Annotated in this window: 18 protein-coding genes; 6 read left to right on the forward strand and 12 right to left on the reverse strand. The window is 65.8% G+C overall.

All coding sequences use genetic code 11. The annotated features are described in order from the left end of the window. The first annotated feature begins 1 nt into the window (after nucleotide 1). From LZC94_31345 to LZC94_31360, 4 genes are all read left to right on the forward strand, one after another. Complete coding sequence (locus LZC94_31345; GenBank protein WXB12332.1) at nucleotides 2-529, forward strand: hypothetical protein; 528 nt, start codon at nucleotides 2-4, stop codon at nucleotides 527-529. After that, entirely contained in the window at nucleotides 526-2,739 is a 2,214-nt protein-coding gene (gene mrdA, locus LZC94_31350) for a penicillin-binding protein 2 (protein WXB12333.1), read from the forward strand. Before LZC94_31345 ends, mrdA begins: the two co-directional genes overlap by 4 nt. After that, a complete protein-coding gene (gene rodA / locus LZC94_31355) occupies nucleotides 2,736-3,869 on the forward strand; it encodes a rod shape-determining protein RodA (GenBank protein WXB12334.1) in 1,134 nt (377 codons plus the stop codon). The genes mrdA and rodA overlap by 4 nt, the downstream gene beginning before the upstream one ends. A gap of 67 nt (nucleotides 3,870-3,936) precedes the next feature. Continuing rightward, on the forward strand, nucleotides 3,937-4,788 hold the full coding sequence (locus tag LZC94_31360; protein ID WXB12335.1) for a DUF2236 domain-containing protein: 852 nt from the start codon (nucleotides 3,937-3,939) through the stop codon (nucleotides 4,786-4,788). Here the strand turns inward: LZC94_31360 and LZC94_31365 are convergent. Then, nucleotides 4,785-5,924, reverse strand: a complete 1,140-nt coding sequence (locus tag LZC94_31365; GenBank protein WXB12336.1) for a hypothetical protein — start codon at nucleotides 5,922-5,924, stop codon at nucleotides 4,785-4,787. The genes LZC94_31360 and LZC94_31365 overlap by 4 nt on opposite strands. Then, on the reverse strand, nucleotides 5,914-7,269 hold the full coding sequence (locus LZC94_31370; protein ID WXB12337.1) for an aminotransferase class I/II-fold pyridoxal phosphate-dependent enzyme: 1,356 nt from the start codon (nucleotides 7,267-7,269) through the stop codon (nucleotides 5,914-5,916). The genes LZC94_31365 and LZC94_31370 overlap by 11 nt, the downstream gene beginning before the upstream one ends. A 713-nt stretch (nucleotides 7,270-7,982) precedes the next feature. On the opposite strand from LZC94_31370, the gene LZC94_31375 reads away from it, so the two are divergent. Beyond that, nucleotides 7,983-8,951 (forward strand): hypothetical protein, encoded by a 969-nt coding sequence (locus LZC94_31375; GenBank protein WXB12338.1) that lies wholly within the window; start codon nucleotides 7,983-7,985, stop codon nucleotides 8,949-8,951. A 107-nt stretch (nucleotides 8,952-9,058) separates the two neighbouring features. On the opposite strand, the gene LZC94_31380 is transcribed toward LZC94_31375, so the two are convergent. From LZC94_31380 to LZC94_31410, 7 genes are all read right to left on the reverse strand, one after another. Then, nucleotides 9,059-10,558: an Ig-like domain-containing protein gene (locus LZC94_31380; GenBank protein WXB12339.1), complete on the reverse strand. Its 1,500-nt coding sequence runs from the start codon at nucleotides 10,556-10,558 to the stop codon at nucleotides 9,059-9,061. A gap of 527 nt (nucleotides 10,559-11,085) precedes the next feature. Beyond that, nucleotides 11,086-11,517, reverse strand: a complete 432-nt coding sequence (locus LZC94_31385; protein ID WXB12340.1) for a biopolymer transporter ExbD — start codon at nucleotides 11,515-11,517, stop codon at nucleotides 11,086-11,088. Nucleotides 11,518-11,521: 4 nt separating this feature from the next. After that, on the reverse strand, nucleotides 11,522-11,929 hold the full coding sequence (locus LZC94_31390; protein WXB12341.1) for a biopolymer transporter ExbD: 408 nt from the start codon (nucleotides 11,927-11,929) through the stop codon (nucleotides 11,522-11,524). 6 nt (nucleotides 11,930-11,935) lie between these two features. After that, entirely contained in the window at nucleotides 11,936-12,640 is a 705-nt protein-coding gene (locus LZC94_31395) for a MotA/TolQ/ExbB proton channel family protein (GenBank protein WXB12342.1), read from the reverse strand. A 54-nt stretch (nucleotides 12,641-12,694) separates the two neighbouring features. After that, nucleotides 12,695-13,390 (reverse strand): energy transducer TonB, encoded by a 696-nt coding sequence (locus LZC94_31400; GenBank protein WXB12343.1) that lies wholly within the window; start codon nucleotides 13,388-13,390, stop codon nucleotides 12,695-12,697. A gap of 371 nt (nucleotides 13,391-13,761) precedes the next feature. Next, complete coding sequence (locus LZC94_31405) at nucleotides 13,762-14,739, reverse strand: hypothetical protein (protein WXB12344.1); 978 nt, start codon at nucleotides 14,737-14,739, stop codon at nucleotides 13,762-13,764. Continuing rightward, complete coding sequence (locus tag LZC94_31410) at nucleotides 14,739-17,753, reverse strand: TonB-dependent receptor (protein WXB12345.1); 3,015 nt, start codon at nucleotides 17,751-17,753, stop codon at nucleotides 14,739-14,741. The genes LZC94_31405 and LZC94_31410 overlap by 1 nt, the downstream gene beginning before the upstream one ends. A gap of 898 nt (nucleotides 17,754-18,651) precedes the next feature. Between LZC94_31410 and LZC94_31415 the strand changes: the two genes are divergently transcribed. Next, nucleotides 18,652-19,794 carry a CAP domain-containing protein gene (locus LZC94_31415; GenBank protein WXB12346.1) on the forward strand — a complete coding sequence of 381 codons (1,143 nt, stop codon included), beginning with the start codon at nucleotides 18,652-18,654 and terminating at the stop codon, nucleotides 19,792-19,794. Nucleotides 19,795-20,009: 215 nt separating this feature from the next. On the opposite strand, the gene alr is transcribed toward LZC94_31415, so the two are convergent. The 3 genes from alr to LZC94_31430 form a co-directional block, all read right to left on the reverse strand. Further along, complete coding sequence (alr, locus tag LZC94_31420; protein ID WXB12347.1) at nucleotides 20,010-21,242, reverse strand: alanine racemase; 1,233 nt, start codon at nucleotides 21,240-21,242, stop codon at nucleotides 20,010-20,012. Nucleotides 21,243-21,502: 260 nt separating this feature from the next. Then, entirely contained in the window at nucleotides 21,503-23,542 is a 2,040-nt protein-coding gene (locus LZC94_31425) for an ABC transporter ATP-binding protein/permease (protein ID WXB12348.1), read from the reverse strand. Then, nucleotides 23,539-25,416 (reverse strand): ABC transporter ATP-binding protein/permease, encoded by a 1,878-nt coding sequence (locus LZC94_31430; GenBank protein WXB12349.1) that lies wholly within the window; start codon nucleotides 25,414-25,416, stop codon nucleotides 23,539-23,541. Before LZC94_31430 ends, LZC94_31425 begins: the two co-directional genes overlap by 4 nt. Nucleotides 25,417-25,421: the final 5 nt, after the last annotated feature.

A 25,421-nucleotide genomic window follows, 5' to 3' on the forward strand; every position in this document is an offset into this window, starting at 1 on the left:
CATGCGCAATACGGCGTTCTTCGTGGCGGGTATGGCGCTCCTGCTCGTGCAGAGTAACCTCTTTCGCGTGCTGTCGTGGGTGCACGTGCCGGGCCTCATCCCTTCGCTGGTGCTGCCGCTCATCCTCTTCATGGGCGTGCACGAGTACTCGCTCGCGCGCGGCGCCGCCGTCGCCTTCGTGCTGGGCTATGCCACGGATCTGGTCGGCATCGCGCCGGTGGGGCTCTACACCTTCACCTACGTGGCCATCTTCGTGCTGGTGCGCGCGGCCGGCGTCCGCTTGGCGGCGCAGACGGTGCTCATGCAGCTGGCGCTCGCCCTGGCCTCCACCTTGGTGCATAGCGTGATGGTGCTCGGGCTCATCTCCATCTTCGGCCGCGACGCGTACGTACCGCGCGCCATTTACCCCATGGCGCTCCCGCACGCGCTCTCCACGGCGGCCATCTCGCCCATCATCTTCCGCCTGGCGCGGCGGATCCATGCGGCCACCGCCACCTCGCCCCACGTCGAAGCCGCGAGGGGAACATGAGCGATCTCCTCGTCACCCGCTCCGACGTCGGCGAGTTCCGCAAGCGTTACAAGTACTTTGCGCTGGTGGTGTTCATCGCCTTCGCGGCCGTGATCGTGCGGCTCTTCCAGCTGCAGATCATGCAGGGGGACTCGTACGCAGGCATCGCGCACGAGAACATCATCCGCCGGGTCACCATCTCCACCACCCGCGGCGTCATCCGCGACTCGCAGGGAAAAATCCTGGCCTCGAGCCGCCCCGCCTACAACGTGTACATCGTGCCCGGCCGCGTGATGCCCAGCGCGCGCCCCGTGCGGCGCAACAGCGTGGAGGCCGACGAGCCGGACAGCTGGCCCCGCATCGCCGAGACCTTGCGCTTGAACCCCGACGAGCGCGCGCGCATCGACGAGAAGATCCGCAGCGCGTGCGCCAACGACGCCACCAAGTCGCCGTGCTGGCGGCAGATCCTGGTGCGCGAGGACATCGCGCGCGACACGGTGGCGGAGCTCAAACAGCACCAGGCGGAGCTCCCGGGCGCCGAGGTGGTGAGCTCCCCCGTCCGCTACTACCCGTTCAAGAACCTCGCCTCGCACGCCCTCGGCTATGTCACCGAGATCGACGCGGAGACCTTGGCGCGCTTCCGCCCCGAGGGCTACGAGTCGATGTCCACAGCGGAGCGACAAAAGGTGAACCCGCTCGGCTACGAGGCGGGCGATGCCTTCGGCGCCACCGGCATCGAGCGCGCCTTCGAGAGCACCTTGCGCGGGCAGCGCGGCTGGGAGAAGCGCGTGGTCGACGCGCACGGCCGCTACCGCACCGGGCCCGAGGCCGATCGGCTCATCGACGCACCCGCGCGCCAGGAGCCCATCCCGGGCCGCGATTTGCGCATCACCATCGACATCGAGCTCGAGCAGGCCATCGAGCGCGCCATGCGTGCGCAGCTGGCCGGGGCCGCGGTGGTCATCGACGTGCGCACCGGGCGCCTGCTCGGCCTCTATTCCAAGCCCGACTTCGATCCCAACGATCTCTCGGGCGGCGGAGGAAAAGCGCGCTTGCGCGAGACCTTCAAGAAGCTCTACGCCGATCCGCTGCGCCCCATGCTCGACAAGGCCATCAGCGGCGCGTTCCAGCCGGGGTCCACGTTCAAGGCGTTCACCGCGCTCGCGGGCTTGGAGAACCGCGCCGTCAACCCGGAGGAGCGCGAGCGCTGCGACTCGTACTACTACTGGGGCCGGCGCTTCTTCCACTGCATGCACGTTCACGGCAAGGTGAACATGCGCGAGGCCATCGCCGAGTCGTGCAACATCTACTTCTTCAAGCTCGCGCAAGCCGTCACCATGGACCAAATTGCGGTGGTGGCGCGCGAGTTCGGCCTGGGTGTGCGCACGGGCATCGGCGTGAACCCGGAGGCGTCGGGGCGCATCCCCACCCACGCCTGGTACGCGCTGCGCTACCGCGGGCAGTTCCGCGGCGGCTTCACGTTGAACACGGCCATCGGCCAGGGTGACACCACCGTCACCCCGCTGCAGCTCGGGCTCGCATACGCGGCGCTGGCCAACGGCGGGACGCTCTATTTGCCGCAGATCGTGCGCACCGTCGAGGCGAGCGATGGCTCGGTGGAGCAAGACTTCCCGCCGCGCGTCCGTCAAAAGGTGAAGATCGCGCCCGAGAACCTGTCGCGCGTGAACGACGCGCTCTGGTCGGTCGTCAACGACCCCAAGGGCACCGCCTACGGCTTGCGCGACGACTTCCTTGAGGTGTCGGGCAAGACGGGCACCGCGCAGAACGAGGTCCGAAAGCCGCCGGACGACGATCCGAAGAAGGCTTGGTACTACGCCAAGGACCACGCGTGGTTCGTCTCGTACTACCCCTCGCGCGCCCCCGAGATCGCCGTGGTCGTGTTGGTGGAGCACGGCGGCGCGGGCCCGACCATCGCGGCCCCCATCGCCATCAACATCATCCGCGACTACGCCCGCATCGCCGCCACCCGCGCGGGCCGCCCGCCGCCGCGAACGTCGAAGAGCGCGAGCACCCCGGGCGCTGCCCCCGCCGCGCGCGCCGCTTCCCCTGCGAACGTCGCGGCCGCGCCCGCGCCCGCACCGCCACCGCCCGCACCGGCGCCGGCATCGACGGAGCCCGTCCCCTCCACGCCCGATTCGGAGCCGCCGCCGAGCGCACCTCCAGGAGCCACGGGCGGCGCACCTCCGGATCCCAAGCCGGTCACGCCATGATCAGCCGGATGCTCACGCGTCCGCGCGACCACTTCGACTGGACGCTCTTCCTCATCATCAGCGTCCTGGGGGTGATCGGCGTCGTCAATCTGTACTCGGCGACCAGCGTGACGCGCGCAGCGCTCTCGGATCTGTACATCCAGCAGGTGTACTGGTTCGTGGGCGGCGGCATCCTCGCGACGGTGGTGGCGGTCATCGACTACCGGCACTACGAGCGCCTCGGCTACGCGCTGTACGTGGTCGGCATCGTGCTGCTCCTGCTCGTCTTCGTGCTCGGAAGAGACATCCGAGGCTCGTCGCGGTGGATTTACTTCGGCTCGTTCGGGTTTCAGCCGAGCGAGTTCATGAAGCTCTTCTTGATCATCGCGCTCGCCAAGTTCCTGCACGACGATCCCAAGAGCGAGGGACGCAGGCTCCCCGATCTGGTCATCCCGGCGCTCATCGCCGGGGTGCCCACCCTGCTCGTGCTCAAGCAGCCGGATCTGGGCACCGCGCTCATCCTGGGCCTCATCTTCGCCTCCATCTGCGCGCTCACCCGTATCCAATGGAGGAGCCTGGTCACCTTGGCCATCGGCTTCGCGTTGCTCCTGCCGGTGGTCTGGACGTACGTGCTCAAGCCGTATCAAAAGGAGCGCATCACGGCGTTCCTCAACCCGGAGCAGCATCTGCTCGCCTCCAACTGGCAGGTGCACCAGGCGCACGTGGCCATCGGCAACGGCGGCTGGAGCGGCCAGGGGTTCTTGCGCGGGACGCAGAACCAGTTCGAGTTTCTACCCGACAAGCACTCCGACTTCCCCTTCGCGGTCTTCGCCGAAGACTGGGGATTCCTCGGGGGCCTGGTGCTGGTGTTCCTCTACAGCTTCCTCGTCATGTGGGCGATCCGCATCGCCGCCACCGCCAAGGATCGCTTCGGCGCCGTGCTCGCCATCGGCGTGGGCGCGCTCATCTTTTGGCACGCGTTCTTCAACTTGGGCATGGTCGTGGGGCTCTTGCCCGTCGTCGGCGTCACCTTGCCGTTGTTTTCGTACGGCGGCTCGAGCGTGCTCACGATCCTGCTCGGCATCGGGCTCCTGATGAATGTGGCCATGCGGCGCTACGCGGTCACCGCGACGCGCGGGCGGTTCGATTGACGCGGAGGCGCGCACGTAGCAGCGCGCGTCATTTGACCGAGGTGACGAAGTTCGTACATTTTGAAATATGGGGGCGGCGCTGGGGCCAGACTCGCTCGCGTGGACGATCGTCGGCGAGCGCCGGGTGCTGCTCGCCGCGGGCCGGGCGCTGCTTCTGCAAGTGAGCCACCCGGCGGTCGGCGCGGGCGTGGTGCAGTACTCCGACTTCAAGCGCGATCCATGGGGGCGCTTCGAGCGCACGCTCTCCATGTTGCGCCAGATCGTCTATGGCGGCGACGCAGCGATCGCCACCGCGCGCAAGCTTCGGGCGATGCACGCGCGCATCCACGGGATCGACGCCCACGGCTGCGCATACCATGCGCTCGACCGCGAGCCCTTCGCGTGGGTGCACGCGGCGACCTTCGAGACGGTCCTCGCCGCGTGCGCGCACTTCGGCGAGCCTTTGACCGGCGACGAAACGGCGCGCCTGTACGCCGAGTTTCGCCTGATCGGGAACCTCTACGGCGTGGCGGACCGCGATCTGCCGGAGAACGTGGACGGCTTTCGCGCCTACTACGCGCGCATGCTGGCGGAGCAGCTCGAGCCGACGCAGGCCGGGCGCGATGCCCTCGCGTCGATGAAGTCGACCCCCGTGCACCCGAGGTGGAGCCGCGCCTGGTGGCCGGTGTTTCGCGGTATCGGCGCGCTCTCCCACTTCGTCACGGTCGGCCTTTTGCCGAGCGTGGTGCGCGAGCGCTACGAGCTCCCGTGGACGGCCGCCGACGCGCGAGCATTCCGCGCCTTTTGCGCCGCGGTGCGGGCCGGATGGCGGCTCGTCCCCTTCGAGCTGCGCTACCACCGCGACGCAAAGGCCGCGTTTCGCCGTGAAGCGCGCGCCCGTGCGAGCGTGGCGCGCACCGGCGGGGCGGGCGGGCGCTAAACCTTGCGCGCGATGGCGAGGATGTCCGCGAGCACGCCCGCGGCGGTGAGCGCGCCGCCGGCTCCTGCGCCTTGCACGACCAGTGGATCGCGGTACCGCTCGGTCGTAAACGCCACGAACGACTCCGCGCCGCGCAAGCGCGCCGCCGGGTGGTGCACATCGACGGCCACGGGGCCCACGTCGATGCGGCGCTGCCCGGGGTCGATGCGCGCCAGGTAGCGCAGCACCTTGCCCTCGGCTTGGGCGCGCGCGACGGTGGCCGCCACTTCGGCGTCGTATGTGGGGAGCACCTCGAAGAAGCTCTCCGGCGAGGAGACGGCGAGCAGCTCCGCCGGAACGAACGGCGTGAGGCGAACGTCCTCGAGGCCGAGGTTGAGCCCAATTTCGCGCGCCAGGATCACGGCCTTGCGGGCCACGTCGACCCCCGACAGGTCGTCTTGCGGACGCGGCTCGAGGTAGCCGCGATCGCGCGCCACGCCCACCGCGGTCGAAAGCGGCACGCCGCGGAGCAGCTCGTTGGAGAGGTACCCCAGGGTTCCGGAGAACGAGCCCTCGATCAGCTCCACCCGATCGCCCGTGCGCACCAGATCCTTCAAGGTCTCGATCACGGGCAAGCTCGCGCCCACCGTGGTCTCGTACCGGAGGGCGCGCCGGCAGCGACGCGCGGTGGTCTGCAGCCGGCGAAAGCTCGGCAGCGATCCGGCGAACGGCTTTTTGTTCGCGGTCACCACGTGGATGCCGCGCAGGAGCGCCTGCTCGTAGAGCGTCTCCATCCGGTCGGCGGCCGTGCAATCCACGAGCACCGACACGCGCGATCCGAGGCGGGTGAGGCCATCGAGGAACGGCCGGCGCTCGCGCGGATCGGCGTCGGGTGCCGCACCGAGCGCGCCGCGCCAATCGGCGAGGTCGAGCCCCCCGGGGCGCGGGACGAAGAGCGCGCTCTTGCGATCACAGACGCCCGCGATCTCGAGCGACAGCCCGTCGCGCTCCACGATCCGCGCCTTGTGCTCGCCAATTTGCGCGAGCAGCGAGCTCGCCACCGTTCCCTTGCCGAGGACGAACAAGGCGACCCGGTCGACGCGAGGAGGCGCAGAGATGGGACGCGACCAGGACAACTGCACGGATTCAACGGACATGGGAAACAGCCTCCTCGACGCGACGGGTAACCTTCGAGCTCTCCACGACACCCTTCGACTTCGCGAGGGCGACCGCTTCTTGTTCGCCTTGTTCCTGCTTCTCCGGCTTCTCGTTCTTGGCGGCGTTCACCACGGCCGGCGAGCTCGCGATGGTGGCGAGCGCCCGCGAGAAATCGACGATGAGGTCGTCGGCGTCCTCGAGCCCCACCGAGAGCCGCACCAGGTTCTCGCGGATGCCGATCGCGAGGCGCTGCTCGGTGGTGAGCTCGTAGTGCGACATGAGCGCGGGCTGCTCGATCAGGGTCTCGACCCCGCCCAGGGACGGCGCGATGGTGGCGAGCGAGCACGCGTCGATGAACTTCGACGTGCTCTCCAGATCGCCGCGCACGAGGAAGCTCACCACGCCGCCGTGCCCGCGCATCTGTCCCGCGATGGCCGCGTCGGGATGGCTCGCGAGCCCCGGGTAGTACACCCGCTCGATCCCGGGGTGCGCCTCGAGCCACTGCGCCACCCGAAGCGCCGTTTGATTCTGCCGCTCCACGCGCAGGGCCAAGGTCTTGATCCCGCGCAGGAGCAGGTACGCCGCGTGCGGATCGAGCACCCCGCCGAGCACGCCGCGCGTGTCGCGAAGCGCGCTCACCAGGGCCTCGGAGCCCGCCACCGAGCCGGCGAGCAGATCGTTGTGCCCGCCCAGGTACTTGGTGCACGAGTGCACGACCAAGTCGGCCCCGAGCTCGATGGGGCGCTGGTTGATGGGGGTGGCGAACGTCGAGTCGACGAGCAGCTTGAGCCCGCGCGCGCCCGAGCTCTTCTTCAGCGCGGCCAGGCGCGGAATGTCGGCCAGGCGAAGGTAGGGGTTCGTCGGCGACTCCGTGATCAACAGCTTCGTCTTGCCGGGCACGATGGCCGCCGCACAGGCATCCACGTCGCCGGCCGGCACCAACGTCGACTCGACGCCAAACTTCGAGAGGAAGGTCCCCACGAACTGCCGGGTGCGCCGGTACACGTCCGACGTGAGCACGATGTGGTCGCCACTCTTGACCATGGCGAGCAACGTGGTGGTGAGCGCGGCCATACCGCTCGAGAAGAGCACGCAGTCCTCCGCGCCATCGAGCGTCGCCAGCTTGCGCTCGGCCGTGCGCACCGTGGGATTCCCGTAGCGCCCGTACTCCTCGCGCTCCACGCGCCCCTCGAAGTGGTCGCGGAGCGCGTCCGTCGAGGAGAACGTATACGTCGCCGTGCAAACGATGGGCGTCGTCACCGCATCGTGTGCCCGCTCGCGCGCCTCTCCGCCGTGAATGGCGACGGTGGCGATGTCATGGTGCGATTCGAGCTTGGAGGTCATGTCGGTCGGGCCTTTCGCCCACCGACTCGAGCCTTTTTCGTCCTCCTAGAAACGCGAAGGCCTCCGAGCTGGTATCAGCTGGAGGCCATCGGGTGCGTGTGAACCGAGCTTTTCGCTCGAGGACCCACGGAGGACCCAACGGCTTAGGGTGATATTTGTTAGGCGCGTCACCCAAGGTGGGCAAAAGTTTCGCGCCGCCAGGCCGGATCTCGCACCACCAGGGGTGGTTCGAAAGCAGGTGCTGACAGGTAAATCCGAGTGCCGGTTATGTGCATCATCGGAAGCACTCAGGCAAGACATTTCTTTCGAGGAGCGCTGGCGCAGGCATTTCCATGGCGGATGGCGGGCATGAAACGCGGGAAACGTGTGCGACGCGAGACAGCTGCGATGGTGCTACGCGGGATGGCTGCACGAGACGCGGTGCGTGGTTCGAAGAAGGATCGCGCCACGCCGAACGCCCTTCCCCGCCGCATCCTCCGCTCTGCCGCATGTCGCCAACGCGTGTCACAAGTCGGGATGTTCGGCTCTCCACCGCAGGAGGAAAGTGCTCGACATCCATAGGCTGAAGCGTGGTGAGGTATGCGAATTCGGGCTTGAGAATTGGCGGGCTTTAGTGGACTCTTGCGCCCATTGTCAGATCGTGCAACTTCACGGCGACAATTGGGCAACTTCACGCCGACAGAGAGGTTATGACGATGCGCTTACGACGGTACATGATTGCTTTCCCCCTATCGGCGCTTGCGGCCCTGCTCATCGCCGGCTGCCCCGACGATAGCTCGTTGGTCCGTCCCACGCCGGGACCGGACGCGACCACTGTGACGGACAGCAGCGTTGCACCGGACTCGAGCACGGCGCCGAAGGCGTCACTCCGGATCGCCCATTTGCTCCCGATCCTGAACGATCCTGCCGTCGACGTCTGCATCCGCTCGGCAAGCACGCCCGACGCGGGACCGGTCGACGCGGGTGAAGACGCAGGCGATGCCGGCGAGACGGCCGATGCCGGCGGCGGTGGCTATGTGCTGCCCCCGATCCTCGAGGTCCTCGGGGTGCCCGATGGCATCAAGTACAGGGACGTCACGAAGTACCTCGACGTCAGCCCGACGGTTCTGGGTCTGATTCCGCCGGGACCGCTCAAGGCGATCTTCGTACCGGCAGCTGGAAACTCATGCGAGAACCGAATCGGCGGGGAGATCGATCTCGCGCCCCTCGCCTTCAAGGTGGGTGATCGAGGCACGATCGCCGTGTTCCCTCTCGGCATCGAAGGGAAACCGACCGTCAAAGTACTCGGCGACCTTCCCAAGGGTGATGCGTCGCGGGCCACCGTACGCTTCCTCAACGCGAGCCCAGTGGCGACCCTCGACTTCGGCACCGGCACCGGCACGTCGTTCGCTCCGCTCGCCGAAAGCGTCGGCCCGGGCAAGACCCTCGCCGCTGGATTGGGCTACGTCCCGAGCGCTGCGCTTTCGAACGCGACAGTGAGCTTCCGTGCCACGGGTTCGGATAGCTACGTCTCCGCGGTCGGCGTGAACGCGCCGGCGGGCTCACTCACCAGCGTGTTTGCATTTGGCGCCAGCCCGCTGGAGATCCTCGTTTGCAAAGACAGCGCGGACCCGGTGGGTAACCGGACGGATTGCAGCCTCGCCAAGCCCGACGCGGGCGGCGATGCCGGCGACGGCGGCTGATTCGCCACTTGCATCTATGATGAAGTAACGAAAGAGGGCCTCGCGAGGGCCCTCTTCGTCATTTCACGGTTATCCCATTTCGCCGCTCACGAGCATGAAGCCGTGAGTCACCAATTGAGACGCTGCAAGCTGACGGTACCGTTCTGATTCCATGCTGGCGTGGAAGCCATCACGGGAGTGCCATCCGCATCCACATCACACATACTATTCTGTCCCGTGGACGCGGTGGGCGGTACGTCCGACGAGGTCCATCCGCTTCTCGTTATGTCGAGGATTCGCAGCTTCGCCGGCGAGCCCTCGGGCGCTCGAACGAACGCAAGCAGGTGTTCCCTTCGAACAAAGCACAGCAGCGTCGAGCCGAGCGGAAGTTCGGCACCGATCGGCGCCCAATCCTTTCCGTCGAAGCCGAATAGCTGATTGTGCGACTTCCCGTCAGTGTCCTCGAATGTCACCATACTGAACAGGTTCCCAGCGTCATCGAAGGTGAGATTACCTCGACCTGCAGAGCCAGTAATGACCTGGAACGGTGAACCTAGGGTTTTCCAGGTACCGCCGGATAAAAATCGCGCACGGTTGACTCGAGTCGGCGATCCGTTGTTGCTGGCGAAAAAGATGTAAGGGACTCCACTCTTGTCCAACGCTATGGACGGGGACGTCGCGAACTCGGAAGGGTCGTTGAGCGTGCCATTGCCGAGCATGGACCAAGCCCCATTTTCAAATACCTGCACGAAGATATCGGTGCGACTGGCCGAGTATGGCGTGTACGCCAAGAGAGGGCGCCCCAACGCGTCGACCGTGAACGCAAAGAGCTGCTCGCCCGCACGGGCCCCTCCAAACGCGTCTCCAAGATCGTTCCATGTAGCGCCGGACCACCGACGAACGCGTATCCCAAGATTCGGCTCGACACGCGCGATGAGCGGAGCACCATCCTTACCGACTGCGAGCGCGACCTGAGAATGTAATCCAAACCTTCCCGGTCCAATGGGCATTGTGTCGCCGAGCTTCGTCCACCTTCTGCTAGCTGAGTGGACCGTGAACACGGTCACTCCGGCCGCACCGATCACCGCCGCATACGTATTTCCTCCAGCCCCTGGGGCCAGCGCACCTCCCAGGTAAGGCATGGCATTGAGGGTTTCGGAGGCACTCAACCAGAGTGGAACGGTCCAACTCCACGACGGTTTCGGCTCCAAGCCCCGCCCTTGAAAATCCGAGATGTCTCCAAGGTTTACGGTTACCGTCGCTGGCGCAACGATGGACTCAACCGGAGTAATCCTCAAGGTGAACTTGTTCGATGAGAGCGTGCTCGCGACGGCGATCGGCGTATCTCCCACGAGAACCGTCGCCGGCACCGCACCGAGTTGAACCTGCTTCGAGAACTTGACCTCGATGGGCGCTCGCACGGAAACCTGACCGTCACCGTCCACCGGCGTCCGCGAAACGACCACCGGCGGCAGATAATTCGGATCGTTCGGGTCGTGCGCCACGATCCTGCCGCCATCCGGCGTAGACGCCGTTGGATTCCCCGATTCCCCCCCACACGCGAATCCCAGCCCTGCAACGAGCCCCGAGATCGCCGCCGCAGCCAATGCTCGATGACGGACCTTCATCCCACGCCTCCCTTCCTGCCCACCCGTGACATCGACCGGCGCGTGCCGAGCCCCACGAAGCACCGCGCCTTCCCACCAGGATTCGGTCCGTTTCTTACCCTCGTTGCGTCGGAAATCGACCCCGCCCTTCTACGAGTCACCCGCACACCAACCGCGTAGCTCGAACAAAGCCTGCACCCGAGCCCATCGACCCGAAGCTCCAAACAAAAAAGTCGGTCCGCCTCTTACCCTCGTTGCGCCGGAAATCGACCCCGCCCTTCACCCGCACATCAACCGCGTAGCCCGAACAAAGCCTGCACCCGAGCCCCATCGAACCGACGCTCCAAACAAAAAGTCGGTCCGCCTCTTACCCTCGTTGCGCCGGAGATCGACCCCGCCCTTTCTACGGGTCACCCGCACACAACCGCGCAGCTCGAACAAAGCATGCACCCGAGCCCATCGACCCAAAGCGCACAAAACGAAAAAGGAGGCCACATGGGCCTCCTTTTCGTCGTTTCACGCCGCCTCTTACGGCGACGCCACTGTGCTCAGTTCAGCGGCTCGGTCGCGATGCCGATGGTCTCAGCGCCGGCGAGCTTTGCGCCGTCGATGGCCCATACGAGGCGGCCGTAGTTGGCCTTGTCCTCGGCGACGAAGAACACGACTTTGTCGGCCGCGTTGGTCTTCGGGTCGAGGCGGGCTTTGAGGCCGGAGACGTAGTCGCCGTCTTCGACGTCGCGCATGTTGATGTCGACTTTGTTGTCGCCCTTCACGTGCACGATGATCTGATCGGGAGGAACTTCGCTGACGGTCTCCGCCTTCTCGGAGTTCGGGACGCGCACCGCGATGTCCTTCTCGAGCAGCGGGGTGACGACCATGAAGATGATCAGAAGCACGAGCACGATGTCGACGAGCGGCGTGACGTTGATCTCGCTGTTCGCCTGTACGGGCTCGCGAATGTGAATGGGTTTGGTTCGCATCGCGCTACTTCTTCTCTTGCTCGACGCCCAAGGCGACGCCGCCAGCGTTCGCCAGCTTCAAGTTGTTCATGATGGGCCGCACGTCGGCCACCGTGAGGGACGTATCGGCCTTGAGGAGAACCTTGCGCGTGGGCTCCTTCTCGAGCACCGATTTCACCTTTTCGATGAGCTCCGCGTCGGTCGCCCGATCGCTCTCGACGTAGAGCTCCTTCTTGTCGGTCATCGATACGACGAGAGGGTCCGTGGACTTCTCTTCGTCGATCTTGTGTGCCATGGGGAGCTTGACGGGCTTACCGCGCTGCAACATCGGCGTGATGACCATGAAGATGATCAGAAGAACGAGGCAGACGTCGACCAACGGGGTCACGTTGATCTCGTTCTTGACCCCTTTACCGCCGCCACCGAACGCCATGACCTACTACTCCGCCGCTTGCGCGGACGCGCGCAGGTGACGGCGGTGGTAACGGGCAACCAGGTCCATCAGCTCGTTCGAGGACTCGGCCAAGTCGACCGCGCGGGCGTCGACCCAGGTCGAGAGGTAGTTGAAGAGCATAACCGCCGGGATGGCGACGAGCAGACCGAACGCCGTGGTGACGAGCGCTTCGGAGATACCCGCCGAGACGGTGCCGAGACCGCCGGAGCCCGACGCGGCCATCTGCTGGAACGAGTTGACGATACCCATGACGGTCCCGAGCAGTCCGACGAACGGCGCCGTCGACGAAACGGTCGCGAGCACGCTGATCCCTCGCTTCAGGTTCTGCACTTCGCGCGCGGTCTGGCGCTCGAGCGCGCGGGCCACCGATTCCTCGGTGAGCTGGATGTTCTCGTCGTCCGTCGAGCTGCCGCCCGAGTTGAAGGCCTTGAGGCCCGCCGCGATGGTGCGCCCGAGATAGCCGATGTCGCCCTTGAAGCTCTTCGCCGCCGCCTCACGCAGACTGTCGGAGGTCAGCACGCCACCGAGCTGCTCGGCGAAACGCAACGACTCTTTGCGCGAACGCGCGAAGATGATCAGACGCTCTCCCGCGACCAGGAGCGATGCCAAACTCATGATGGCCAGCGCGATGACGATGCCCTTGGCAAACGCCCCCATGCTGGTCCACAACCCCATCAGTGAAAAATCCATATTCCTTACTCCGACGGACGCGCCCCTGCGTGTGGCGCTGGCAATGAGAGAGACTTATTTCTGAACGATACGGAAGGTGAAGGTGTACTCGACCGAGACCGGGTGGCCTTGAAACATGACCGGCGTGTACTTGCGCGCCATCAAGTTGTTCTTGATGGCTTCGTCCATGAACGGCAGCGTCTTGATGAGTTTGCAGTTCGTAACGGTCCCCTCCGTAGTGATGGTGCACTTGGCGATGACGAGGCCTTCGACTTTGGCCTCCAGCGCCTCACGCGACAACTGGGGCTGCTCTTCACCCGCCGTGAGGGTGGGTCGAACCATGCCCGCGCCGAACGGAATCGCCGTGGTGGTGGGAGGGCACGGAGGCATCCCAGGATCACCGCAGACGGCTGCTTTTGCAGGTGCGCACGCCGGCTCGCCGGGCCCGCCGCAGCACGCCGGCTCGCCAGGTCCACCGCAATGACGGCACGGAGGATCGCCAGGTCCGCCGCAGCACACCGGCTGTCCAGGACCACCGCACGTGGAGGGCTTCGTCTCCTCGGCGTCGCCGCCCTTCGCCGTGGTGTCTTCCTTCGGCGGTTCCTTGGACTCCACGATGGTGTCCGGCTTCTTGATGAATTCCTTCTTCGGCTGTTGCCGCTTTTCCGTACGCGGAACGGCCGTCGCCACCGGGGGCGGTGGTGGCGGAGGAGGCGGGGCAACGAATTTTACCTCCGTCGCCTGCTTCTTGATCTCCTGGTGCGCACGCACCGAGATGTATATCGCGAGCCCTAGCACCGCGACGTGCACCAGGACGGATACGAGTGCACCCCGAAACAACACTCGGGGAGGCTGGGCTCCGCGGCCAAGGACTGAATCAAACATCGCGCTCGTACACCTCACTCACCCCGTATTCAAAGTACTTGTCTCAACTCAACTCCGAGAGGCAAGCTCTGCCGATGGGTGGGACATCGATGAGATGCGCCACCCTAGCAGCCTCACGGGACATGTCTACCCCGAGTCCGCAAACATCTTCAGGTTTCTACGAAGCACTCCGCCGGCCTAAACACCTGCAATTTGCCGCACTGCAACAAAGTGGTATTAGGCCGGCGAAACGCTGTGAACGATTTTAGCTTGACGACCTACTTGAGGGCGGGAACCGGTCCCTTGATGACGCAGACCAGCGAGTCATCGCACTCGACAGGGAAGTCGGGGTCGACGCCGGAGCCGGTGCCGAGGCCTTGCCCCTCGACGTACTCGGTCGTGACCTCGCCCGTGGCCTTGTCGCAGGTATCCTTCGCGGCGAGCTGCTTGATATCCGGATGACCTTCCGGATCGCACGCCTCGGGCAACTTGGTCTTGCCGTCACCCTTGTCGCACGATTGGCGGAGACCGAACAGCGCGGCGCGGCCGTCGTATTCGCACGTCTCGGCGGCCTTGCCTTCCTTCTCGATGGTGTATTTCAGGTGCACGCTAAACTGATTGCCCGCGTGCGCCGGCGTGAAGAAGACGCGCCAGTTCGTGAACTCGGCGCGGTGCTTGGTCGGGGGCTCGGCCGCTCGGGCTTTGACCGGCGGCTTCGCGTACGTGCACTTGTCGGCGGGATCTTTGAGCTCGCCGGGGGAGCCGGGGACGGCGGGAACGGCCGGGTACTCCTGAACCGCCGCGTTCGCGATCAACTCGGCGTTGTCGATGACGCAGAAGTTGCCCGACGGCTCGCTGCTCGTGAAGTGACCCCACGCCCAGTGGTGGTGGTCGGCATTGGGGTCCGGATCGACGGGGGGCTTCAGCCCGAGGCGGCCCTGGACGCGATCGAGCTCGCCAGCGAGGAAGCCGGGGGCCAGCGCGGCCGAGATCCGCTCCAAGTTGGGACGGCCGTCCTCGCCGACGTCGTTGTAGGAGTTGACGTAGATAACGTCGGTATCGAGCTTGGAGCAGTCTCCGGTACCCGAAACGAGGGTGTACTTAACCGTGTACGTCCCCGTACCGGTACGGCATAGAGGAGTCGATTGATCGCATCCAACGCCGCCCACAACGAAGGCGATGGAGGCGGCGAGACCCGCGCCGACGAGGCGCGAGACACGTGCGGACCGGACATAATGCAAGATGGACGCGTACATCAGAAGCTCCCTCGAATGCCGAAGCGGAACTGCCGCGGCTCTTGATAATTGTTGGCGTTCCCGAAGTTCGGATTTTTCTGGCTAGGCTCGAATGCGCTGCCGTCTTGGCGCCGGATGGCACCCGGTTGATCGAGGTCGGCTCGACTCCCGTTGGCGATGGGCAAGACATCGACGGCAGTGTAACGATTGTCCCTACTCAGTTCGGTTTGGAAGTTCAAGAGATTGAAGATGTCCATGGTAAGTCCCAGGGTCATCCCGTTCTCGAACTTGACGTTGTAACCGACGTGGGTTCCCACGTTCCCGTTCCACGGTAACCGGTCGCCGGTGCCGCGGGGGAGCAGGTAGATGGTATCGCTTCCGTAGATTAGGTGACTCCCCAAGAAGTTGGTAGGGGAACCGGAACGAACGTTCACCGATGCACCAACTTGAACCACGGACTCCTTGGTCACGTTGATGTCTTTGGCAGCGTAAACCTTGATCTGATGCCGACGGTCGCCCGGAAGATCGCCCGTCTGGTTGACCAACAGGGATTTCAGGTCGAACGTGGAGTTGATGTTCGGGTCGAGCTGACCGGTGGTGGGATCGTAGAGCCCCGCGCTGTTGCCGCGCAGCCAGGACAACGTGTAGCTGACCTGGGCGAGCCACTGGTCCGCGAAGGTCTTCATGAAGTACGCGGTGCCCGCGTCGTAGTTCCGCGAGGCCTCCGGAAATCCCTTGGCGATCCCCTTGCCCGGGTTGCCGATGAAGTACGTGGTCCCCTCGTCGTTGCTCATGTCCTCGACGATGTTGTTCATCCATCGTCGCGTGTAGGACAAGCCAAAACGACCGTTCTTCACGATCTCGTACTCGCCGCCGGCCACGATCTCGCTCTGCGACTGCGGGCTCAGATCCGGATCGATGATCGACTTTCCGCCGCCGGTACCCTGGTACTTCCGCTCCGGTACGCCTTCGATTGGCGCGGCGCCGCCCCGGGCCTTCCCCGTGAGCTGCGCTGCGTCGGCGTTGCAAACGGTGGTCGCTTGCGCGACGTCCAGCGGGTTGCATCGGGCCGGGGCCACGGCGCCCATCAGCCGGCCCTCGCCCGTCTGCCGATCCAAATGGTCCAGCGGGACGCTCTCGTAGAAGCGCGCGTAGTTGAAGAACAGCTTGGAACGACCGCTCTGGGTGGGATCGAAAATGACACCGACGCGCGGCGAAAGTTGGTTCACCAGCGACATGCGCAGTTTCCCGTCGCTGCCGAACATGAACTGATTGTCGTAACGCACGCCGACGTTCAGGGTCACCTTATCCATGACCTGCCAGCTGTCCTGGATGAACCCACCGACGTTGAAGGAGTGCGTCCTGGTGACGAGGCGCGTAATGCCGATTCCCTCGTCCGGCGACTGCGCATAGCCGTAACCGCGATAACGGTCGAACCGGCTGCCGCTGCCGTTCTCGCGCCATGTCACGCCACCGCCGTAGCCGCGGCTCCACCAGGACGAGAGCAGCTCGAGCTCGACGCCTGCTTTGATGACATGGTGCCCCGCCGCCTGCGCGAGGACGGTGAGGATGCTCTTGCCCGAGTAGACGTCGAACACCTGCTGATCGAGAAAATCGGGGCCGCCGCCGCTGTAGGTCTGGAGCGGGCAGGTGGTCAGCGTCTTTCTGCCGGTTGGATCGGAGGGATCCTTGACCGGGGTGCACGATCCCGACGGAACGCTCTCGAACTCTTCGACCCCGTGCAGATTGGGGCTCCGGCGGTAGCGAACTTGCGGGAGCCCCGAGAGCCCCAAGCCGCTGCCGACATTGAAGCCGTCGGCCGAGAGGCGGCCGCCGAGCTCGTGGTGCCAGCCAAAGGTCGTATCGAGGATCTTCGACTTGTTGTCGAACTCCGAGGTCCATTTGATCACGGTGTCGAACGCGCCCGAGCGATACGTGCGGGCGAGCGCACCATACGCGCCCGTGAGGTTGAACTCGGACGTGGTGGCGTTCTCGACGAGGCCGGTGGTGGGGCTCACCGCATAATCGCCGCCACCGCCCGCCGTGGTCGGGGTGGCCGTGAAGGTCAAGGCGAGCTTGTTGTCCTGATTGATGCGCAAATCGAGCTTGCCGACGAACTGATACGAGGTCTGGACCGCCTTGAATTTTTGAAGGCTCCCCGGGACCTCCGTCCCTTGCACGTTGTAGTCCGGCAAGCCGTTGGTGCCGGGGGCGCTCTGCCAGATCGTGCGATCCAAATCGTAGATGGCGCGCGAGACGCCGAAGCCGACGTAGTACCAAAGTCGGTCTTTGACGATCGGGCCGCTCTGATCGAAGCCCACGTCGTAAATGTTGCCCAGGTTGCGGCGCGTCTGGACGGCCGTGCCCAGGAAGTACGGGTATTTTCGGCTGCCTTCGAGGGCGCCCGGGGTCCAGTTGGCCCACACCGACCCGTGGTACTCGTTGGAGCCCGACTTGGTCACGACATTGAGGATGCCGCCCGTCGAGCGTCCGTACTCGGGCATGTAACCGCCGGAGAGGACGTTCACCTCTTTGATGAACTCGATCGAGAGCGGCGAGCCGTTGATGCCGTACTTGGCGCTGTTCGTTCGAAGGCCGTCGATGATGTACGAGTTCTCGGGGGACGTGGCGCCGTTGACCGACGTGCCGTACTGGTCTGCGTTGGCGCCCGGGGTGGACTCCGCCACCGACTCGAACGTGCGCTGCGCACCACCGTGCGCACCGGGGTTCGTGACGGGGATGCGCGACGTAAAGTCGCTGTTCACGTTGGAGCCCGTGGTGCTCGATCCGATGTCGACCGTGGGCGCGTGGGCGACGACGACGACCTCCGCGGCCTTCAAACCTTCGGGGAGGATGTCGGCGTCGAGGCGGATGGTCGCATCCGCGCGCATCTGGATCTGATCGCGCTGGTATGCGCGGTATCCTTCTTTGTCGAGGTGCAGCGTATAGACGCCTGGCGGCAATGACGGGATGCGGTATGTTCCAGAAGCGTCCGTGGTGACGATCTGCTCACCCTGAAGGGCGGGCGAAGTCACCGTGACAACGACGTCGCGCGCTCCTTTTTTCGTCTCGGCATCGACAACCTTGCCGGTAAGGACCGCCGTTCCCTGCGCATTTGCCGGTGCTACGATTGCGACCGTGGCGGATATCGCCGCCGCGGAAAGTGCCCAGTTGGAAAAAGTTCTTCGTCTCATTGCTCCCCGTTGCCCGGGCCGCGAACACACCCTTACCTGCTGGCGACGGGTGCGCTCTTCGGTTGGGACTGTCTTTGACAAGGCAAATTTACGGTTGAGCCTAGCCCCCCTATGTATGGGCATTCGGCAGAGTATGGGCGATCGGTAAACGGACTCCTTACCTGAGAACCGCGGTGTGCTCGGGAATACCTGGACTAGATGGAGGGTTCTCGAGGTAGACAGGCGCGATCTCAAGCTGCGGATAAGACACGACAAGATTAATGCGGCACTATTCGCCAATTTCTGATGCCTCCGCAAGAGGCAAGATGCAGTTCTCGCACTCCGCCCACCTTGGGGTCTCATTTTTGGATTCCGCTTGGATTCTTCGGGCGGCGCGCTGAAAAGCGTTGACAGAGCAACATAGATCCAGGGTGATCACCCGCTCGGGAATCTGGCTCGATCCGAGAAAGTGTGTGCCGCAGAGCCGTGCCGGCTCGATGACCATCGTGCAACGGCGTGCCCGCGGAGCGCACGCAACGCGCGCGGCGCATGGGGCGTGCGCGATGTAGGTAAACGACGCGCTTCGTTCTAGCGAGAGTGCGTCAAATCACCAATAACGGTATTTGGCATTCGCAGTTTGGATTTGCGTTGGCACCGCCGTCCTTTGCCATCAAGGTGGTGGGGCGCTGACCGCTTATTTCACGTGCGGGGGCAGCGCGCTCACAACATCCATCGATCCCTTCTTCGAGGAGGTAAGGACATGTTTCGTCCTTCAGCACTCGCAATCTGTCTCTTTACCGCCGGCGTGGCCTCGGTGTTCGGCGGCTGTTCCAGCGACAAAGATCCGTCCGCGACCAACGACCCACCGAACGATCCGCCGAAGGGCGATCCGGCGGGTGGAGGCTCGAACGATGGGCAGCTCGGGGCCCCGCCGAACGCGCCGCCCGACGGCACACCGGACGACGTGGAGCTGGAGGATGGAGGTCGAAGCTCGGACGCGCGCGCCTCCGCGCCGCCGCCGCCCCGCGATGCGGGAGGCCCGGTGGTGACCGACGCGGGATCGGGCGCAAAGGACGCGGGCCCCAGCCCCGGCCCCGATCCGGCCGCGCAGGTTTGCGCGCGATGGCGGAGCGATCGGCAGGAGCGCGCAGAGGGCGCGTGGAGCGGCAATGTGGCCGCGTGCAACGCGGGCGACACGGCCTCTCCGGGGCGCGCGAACGCGCTCAAGCTGGTGAACCTCTATCGCTGGATGGCGGCGCTTTCCCCGGTCACCGACGATGCGGCGAAGAACGCGAAGAGCCAGCAGTGCGCGCTCATGATGGACGCGAACAAGTCGCTCAACCACTCGCCGCCCACCACCTGGAAGTGCTATTCGCAAGACGGCGCCGATGGCGCGGGGCGGAGCAACATCGCCACCACCCCGGGGGTGAAGGCCGTGGATCTCTACATGTCGGATCCGGGCAACGAGACGACGCTCGGCCACCGCCGCTGGATCCTCTCGAAGTCGCTCGGGCCCATCGGCCTCGGCTCCACCAGCAACTATTCGTGCATGAACGTCATCGGCGGCAGCGGCAACGAGGCGCGCCCGTACGTGGCGTGGCCGCCGGGGGGGCCCTTCCCTTCCGGCGCCCTCAAGGCGTCGTTCAGCTACCAGCTCGACAAGACGGGGTGGTCGATCCAGAGCGACACCATCGATCTCTCGAAGGGCACCGTCACCATCACCGACGGCGGCACCAACATGCCGGTGACCGTCAACGTCCTGGGCGCGAACTACGGCAGCCGATATGCGATTCGCATGGTGCCCAACGGCTGGACTTCGCAAAAGGGGCACACTTATTCGGTTAGCGTTAGTGGTATATCGCAGCCGATCAATTACCAAGTACAAATTACGGACTGCGATTAGGCGCATATCGCCGGCGGCGTCGCGCGGCGAAGGCGGCGCCGCGCGACGCAGGCAAGGTCGCGCGACGAAGAGGCTTCCTACCCCCTTCTCGTGCGAGCTCGTACATCCGCGCCCCCTGAATCGACCGCCAGGACGCTAGGTCGCCAACAGGTCCGAATGCATCGAAACCCCTCGCGACCCTCGTGCCCTGGCGGTTCCATCCTCTTCTTCTTTCCCTACGGCTCCCGATAGAACCGCGGAACCCGCCGCGAAATCGAGGTGAGCACCTCCCACGCGATCGTCCCCACGTGCCCGGCAATTTCCTGCGTCGAGATCACGTCGCGCCCGAGCGGCCCCTCTTGCGACCCTAGAACGACGGCCTCGTCGCGCACGCTCACGCCCTCGTGATCCGTCACGTCGATCATGACCATATCCATGGATACGGCGCCGACGATGGCGGCGCGCTTCCCGCGGACGAGGACGTGCCCCTTGTTCGAGAGCTGCCGCGAGAGCCCATCGGCATAGCCCATGGCGATGGTCGCGATGCGCGAGCGCCGGGGCGCCCGCCAGAGGGCGCCGTAGCCCACCTTGCCGCCGGCGGGGATCTCGCGCAGGTCGATGATTTCCGAGCGAACGCGCATCACCGGGCGAAGCTCGCCGACGGGGCTGGAGCGCGGAGCCTCGTCGCCCGTGATGAGCGGCGGAGCCACCCCGAAGAGCGCAATTCCGGGTCGCACGGCATCGAAGCGCGCATCGGCTTCGGCGATGTCCGAGCGGAGGACGGCCGCGCTGTTGGCGGCGTGGCGCACCTCGGGGACGACGCCGCGCTCGCGCAAAAAGGCGGTGGCTTCGTCGAAGAGCGCGATTTGCGACTGCGTCTCCTCGGGCGAGAGCGCGTCGGCTTGCGCCAGGTGGGTCATCAAGCCGCGGACGGTGAGCTCGTTTCGCGCTTCGTACGCCCGAAGCTGGACGGCGAAGTCGGGCAGCTCGTCCAGGGTGATGCCGAGGCGTGACATGCCGGTGTCGATCTTCACGTGCACGTCGACCGGCCCTCGCACCTCCCCGCTGCGCACCAGGCGCGCGAACGCCTCGAGCTGCGCTTCGTCGTAGACGACGGGGGTCAGGCCGCGCGCGAGCACCTCGGCCTGCGCCGAGCCGTAGTAGCCGCCCATGACCAGAATGGGCGCGGTGATGCCGGCCTCGCGCAGCTCGATGCCCTCTTCGAGGAGCGCCACGCAGAAGCCGTTTACCCCTGCCCGCTCCAAGGTGCGCGCCACCGCGGGTGCGCCGTGTCCGTAGCCGTCGGCCTTCAGCACGGCCCAGATCTTCGCTTGGCCCGCGTGGCGCTGGACCACCCGCAAATTGTGACGGAGGGACGCGAGGTTGATCTCGGCCCTCGTGAGCCGTACGGCGTCGGCCGGAGCCGCTCGGCGGGGACGCAGAACGCGTGGTTCGGAGGTTTTCGTCACGAGCATCTCTATACCGAACGCCGAGCAAAAGGAGCAGATTCCTGCGCCTTCATGTCGCCGGCAGTACGCGACTGGACGCGGTTAGATGCCACTGAACGGCGACCGCTTACTCGGCCGGCGAGGCGCTCCGGCCTACCGGCCGTCGTGGGCCTCCCTTCCGAGACTTCGCCGCCCACGGCGGCCGACTCACTCCACGAGAGAGCCGCCGCTCACCGCCGCCGCCGTGCTCGGCCGGAGACTCGCCGCCCGCGGCGGACGGCTCACTCCGCGAGAGAGCCGCCGCTCGCCGCTGCCGTGCTCGGAAGGCTGCTCTTGGAGCCGCCATCGCCCGCGATCACCCGTTCATGTGCATACTGCATACGATACAGACGCGCATAGATCCCCTGGCGGGCGAGCAGCTGCTCGTGCGTCCCGGACTCGGCAATGCGCCCTTTGTGAAAGACCACGATGCGATCGACCGCCTTGATGGTCGACAGGCGGTGGGCGATGACCAGCGCCGTGCGGTCAGCCATCACCGCCTCGAGCGCGATCTGGAGCTGCGCTTCGGTGTCCGAGTCGACGCTGGCGGTCGCTTCGTCGAGGATCAGGATGGGCGCGTCGCGGTAGACGGCGCGCGCGAAGGCGATGAGCTGCCGCTCGCCCGCGCTGAAGTTCGCGCCGCGCTCGTCGACCCGCGCATCGAGACCGGAGCCGTCTTCCTCGCCGGCTTTGCCGCCCGCGCCCACGCGCACCCCCGAGGCCTTGCGCCGCGCGAAGAGCTCGTAGGCTCCGATGCGACGGAGCGCGCGCTCGGCCTTGGCCCGATCGGGGACGGGATCGCTCATGGCGATGTTCGAGAGCACCGTCCCCGTGAACAAATAGACGTCTTGCGGGACCACCGAGAACTGTTCGCGCAGCGCGTGCCGATCGTAGCTGCGCACGTCCTTGCCGAAGACGCGGGCATGACCGTGGGTCACCTCGTAGAGGCGCAAAAAGAGGCTGGCCACGGTGCTCTTGCCCGCGCCGGTGGCGCCGACCAGCGCGATCTTCTCGCCGCGGTTGGCGAACAGGCTCACGTCCTTGAGGACGGGGACCCCGGGCTTGTACTCGAAGTTCACATCGGTGAATGACAGCGCCTCCTCGGGGGGCCCCTCGGGCGCGACGGCGCCCGATTCGGTGCGCACGTCCTCCACGTCCTTCTCGTCGAGGAGCTGGAAGATGCGCTCGGCGCCGGCCATCGCCGACTGCAGCACCGTGTAGCGCTGCGAGAGCATGCTGATCGGCTCGAAGAATTGCTTGATGTACTGGGTGAACGTCACCACCAGCGGAAACGAGACCGGCGCCCCCGCTTGCCCCACGCCCAGGGGATCGAGGACCCCGCCCGCGTGCTCCAGGCGCTTGACCCCCGCCCACCAGAGGACGCTGGCGATGCACAGGGTGCTCACCATCTCGATCGCCGCGTCCAAGGTGGCTTCGTAGTAGATGGATCGCTTGTTGGCATCGAGGTACGCGGAGTTGATGGCGTCGAACTCGCCCGCCGTGGCCTCTTCACGCCCGTACGCTTGCACCACCGAGATGCCGTTGACCTGCTCGTTGAGGAAGGCGTTGAGGCGCGCCGTCTTGGCGCGGATGTCGCGGAAGGCCTCGCGCGAGCGCTTTCGCACCCACTGCACGATGGCCCCCACGATGGGGATGGCCGCGAACGCGATGCACGACAGGCGCCAGTCGAGCAGGAGCATCATCACCACGATGCCCGCCAGCGACAGGAGATCGCCCATCGAGTTGAGCACGCCCGACGCAAAGAGCTCGCCCACCGCGTCGACGTCGTTGCTGGCGCGCGTGACCAGCCGGCCCACCGGTGTGCGGTCGAAATAGCGGAGCGAGAGGCGCTGGAAGAAGAGGAAGATGTGCGCGCGAAGATCGGCCATCGCGCGGGCGCCCACCAGCTGCATGGTGTAGAGCTGCGCGAGCATGGTCAATTGCGTGCCGACCACCAACAGCGACAGGAAGATGCCGTCGCGAAGGAGGCCGCTCGCGTCGTTTACGGCCGCGCGCCGCACGACGTCGCCCATCAGGATGGGGCGCAAGAGGCCGAGCGCCGTCACCACGCCGAGCGACATGAAGGAGAGCACCAAGAACTTCACGTGAGGCTTCACGAACGGCACCAGCCGGCGCATCAAGCGTCCGTCGTAGGCCTTTCCGATGGAGTCCTCTTCGTGGAACGCGCGCAGCTTCTCTTCGGCGCGCCCGCTCTTCTTCGCGGGCTTGCCGTTCTTCCCGTTCTTTCCGGCCGCTCCGTGGGCCGAGGCCGCGGCGGTCATGCGACCTCCGCGCGCCCGATGGGCGAAGGCGTGAGCGAAGGGGGCTCGAGCTCGATCTCCTCCAGCTCGTGCGCCATCTTTTGCTCCTCGGCGAAGGCCGCGTAAATTCCTTGGGTGCGCAACAACTCCTCGTGCGTGCCGCGCTCGACCACCCGGCCTTGATCGAGGACGACGATGGAATCACAGCGGGCCGCCGCCGCCACCCGGTGGGTGATGAGCACCACCGTGCGCGCCTTGGCCTGCCGCTCGATGGCCTGCAAAATAGCGGCCTCGGTCTTCGCGTCCACCGCGCTCAGGGGATCGTCGAGCACCAAAATTCGAGGCCCCCACGAGAGCGCGCGCGCCAGGGCCACGCGCTGCTTCTGCCCGCCCGAGAGCTGCACCCCGCGCTCGCCCACCACGGTGTCGAACTGCTCGGGCAGCGAGAGCGCCTCCTCGAGCACCTGCGCCTCACGCGCGGCGTCGCGGACCGTCTCCATCGCCTCGGGGGCGTCGGGATCGTCGAGGGAGAAGCCGATGTTGCGCGCGACGGTGGTGGAGAACAAAAAGGCGTCTTGTTGCGCGTACCCCACGGTTTGGCGCACGAAGGAGACGGGGAGATCGCAGACGTCGTGGCCGTCGATGAAGACGGCGCCGCGGGGGGTGGGGAGCAGGCGCGCCAGGAGCATGGCCAAGGTGGACTTTCCGGAGCCGGTGCGCCCGACGATGGCCACGCTCTTTCCGGCCGGCACCTCGAAGCTCACGCCGTCCAGGACCTTGCGCGTGTCGTACTCGAAGCCGAGGCCCGTGATGGTGATCGCGCCCTTGCTCTCCGCCGGCGCGGGGAGCGGGCCGTCGGTCACCTCGGGCTTCGCGTCGAAGATCTCCTTGAGGCGATCGAACGAAACGCGCCCGCGCTGCACGATCGAGAGCGAGAAGCCGAGGGCGATCACCGGCCATGTCATGCGGCCGAGGGCGAGCTGGAACGCGAAGAAGTCGCCCTTGGTGATGCCGCCGTCGGCGGGTCCGCGAAGGAGCAAGGTGCCGCCGTACCAGAAGAAGACCAGGATGCCCGCGGCGCTGGCGGCGCCCAAGAGGGGCATGATGAGGCCGCGCGTGCGGGCCAGCGCCAGGCTCGCCTCCAGGTACTCGCGGTTCACCTTCTGGAAGCGATGGAGCTCGCGCGTCTCCAAGGCGAAGCTGCGCACCACGCGCACGCCGGCCAGGTTCGTTTGGAGCGAGTCGGAGAGCCTGCCCAGCGCCTCCTGGGTGCTGCGCGTGCGCTCGAACATGCGGCGCGAGAAGGTGCGCGTCATGAGAACGGTGAGCGGCAAGGTGACGAAGGCGGCCAGGGTGAGCTTGCCGGAGATGGCCACCATGACCTGGAACGCGCTGCCGAAGGCGAAGACGACGTTCACCACATTGAGCACGCCGAAGCCGAAGAGGAGGCGCACTTGGGCCAGATCCCCCGTCGAGCGGCTCATGATCTCGCCCGACGACATCTTTCGATAGAAGGCGGTGCCCAGGCGGTGAAGGCGCGCGAGCAAGAGCGCGCGCAGCTCGTATTCCACGTTGCGCCCGGCGTTGAAGACGAAGAGCCGGCTCGCCACGCGGGTGGCGAACGCGAAGACCGCGAGCCCCAGCATCAACACCGACGGCTTCCACGCGTCCTCGGGGTGATCGCTGAAGATGCGGTCGATGGACGCCTTGGCGAGCCAATCGATGCGGTTCATGGCCAGCTGAAACGCGGCGAGCACCAGGGTGCCCGCGACGTACGCGGGCATGTGGCGCCGGAACTGTCCGGCGAGGGTCACATCCGTCACATTGGCCGCGTGGGCCACATTGGCCGCGTTCGACGCGTTTGCATTCGATGAATCGATGGGATTGGCCGCCATGAATG

Source organism: Sorangiineae bacterium MSr11954 (genome assembly GCA_037157815.1).
Lineage (GTDB): Bacteria > Myxococcota_A > Polyangia > Polyangiales > Polyangiaceae > Pendulispora > Pendulispora albinea.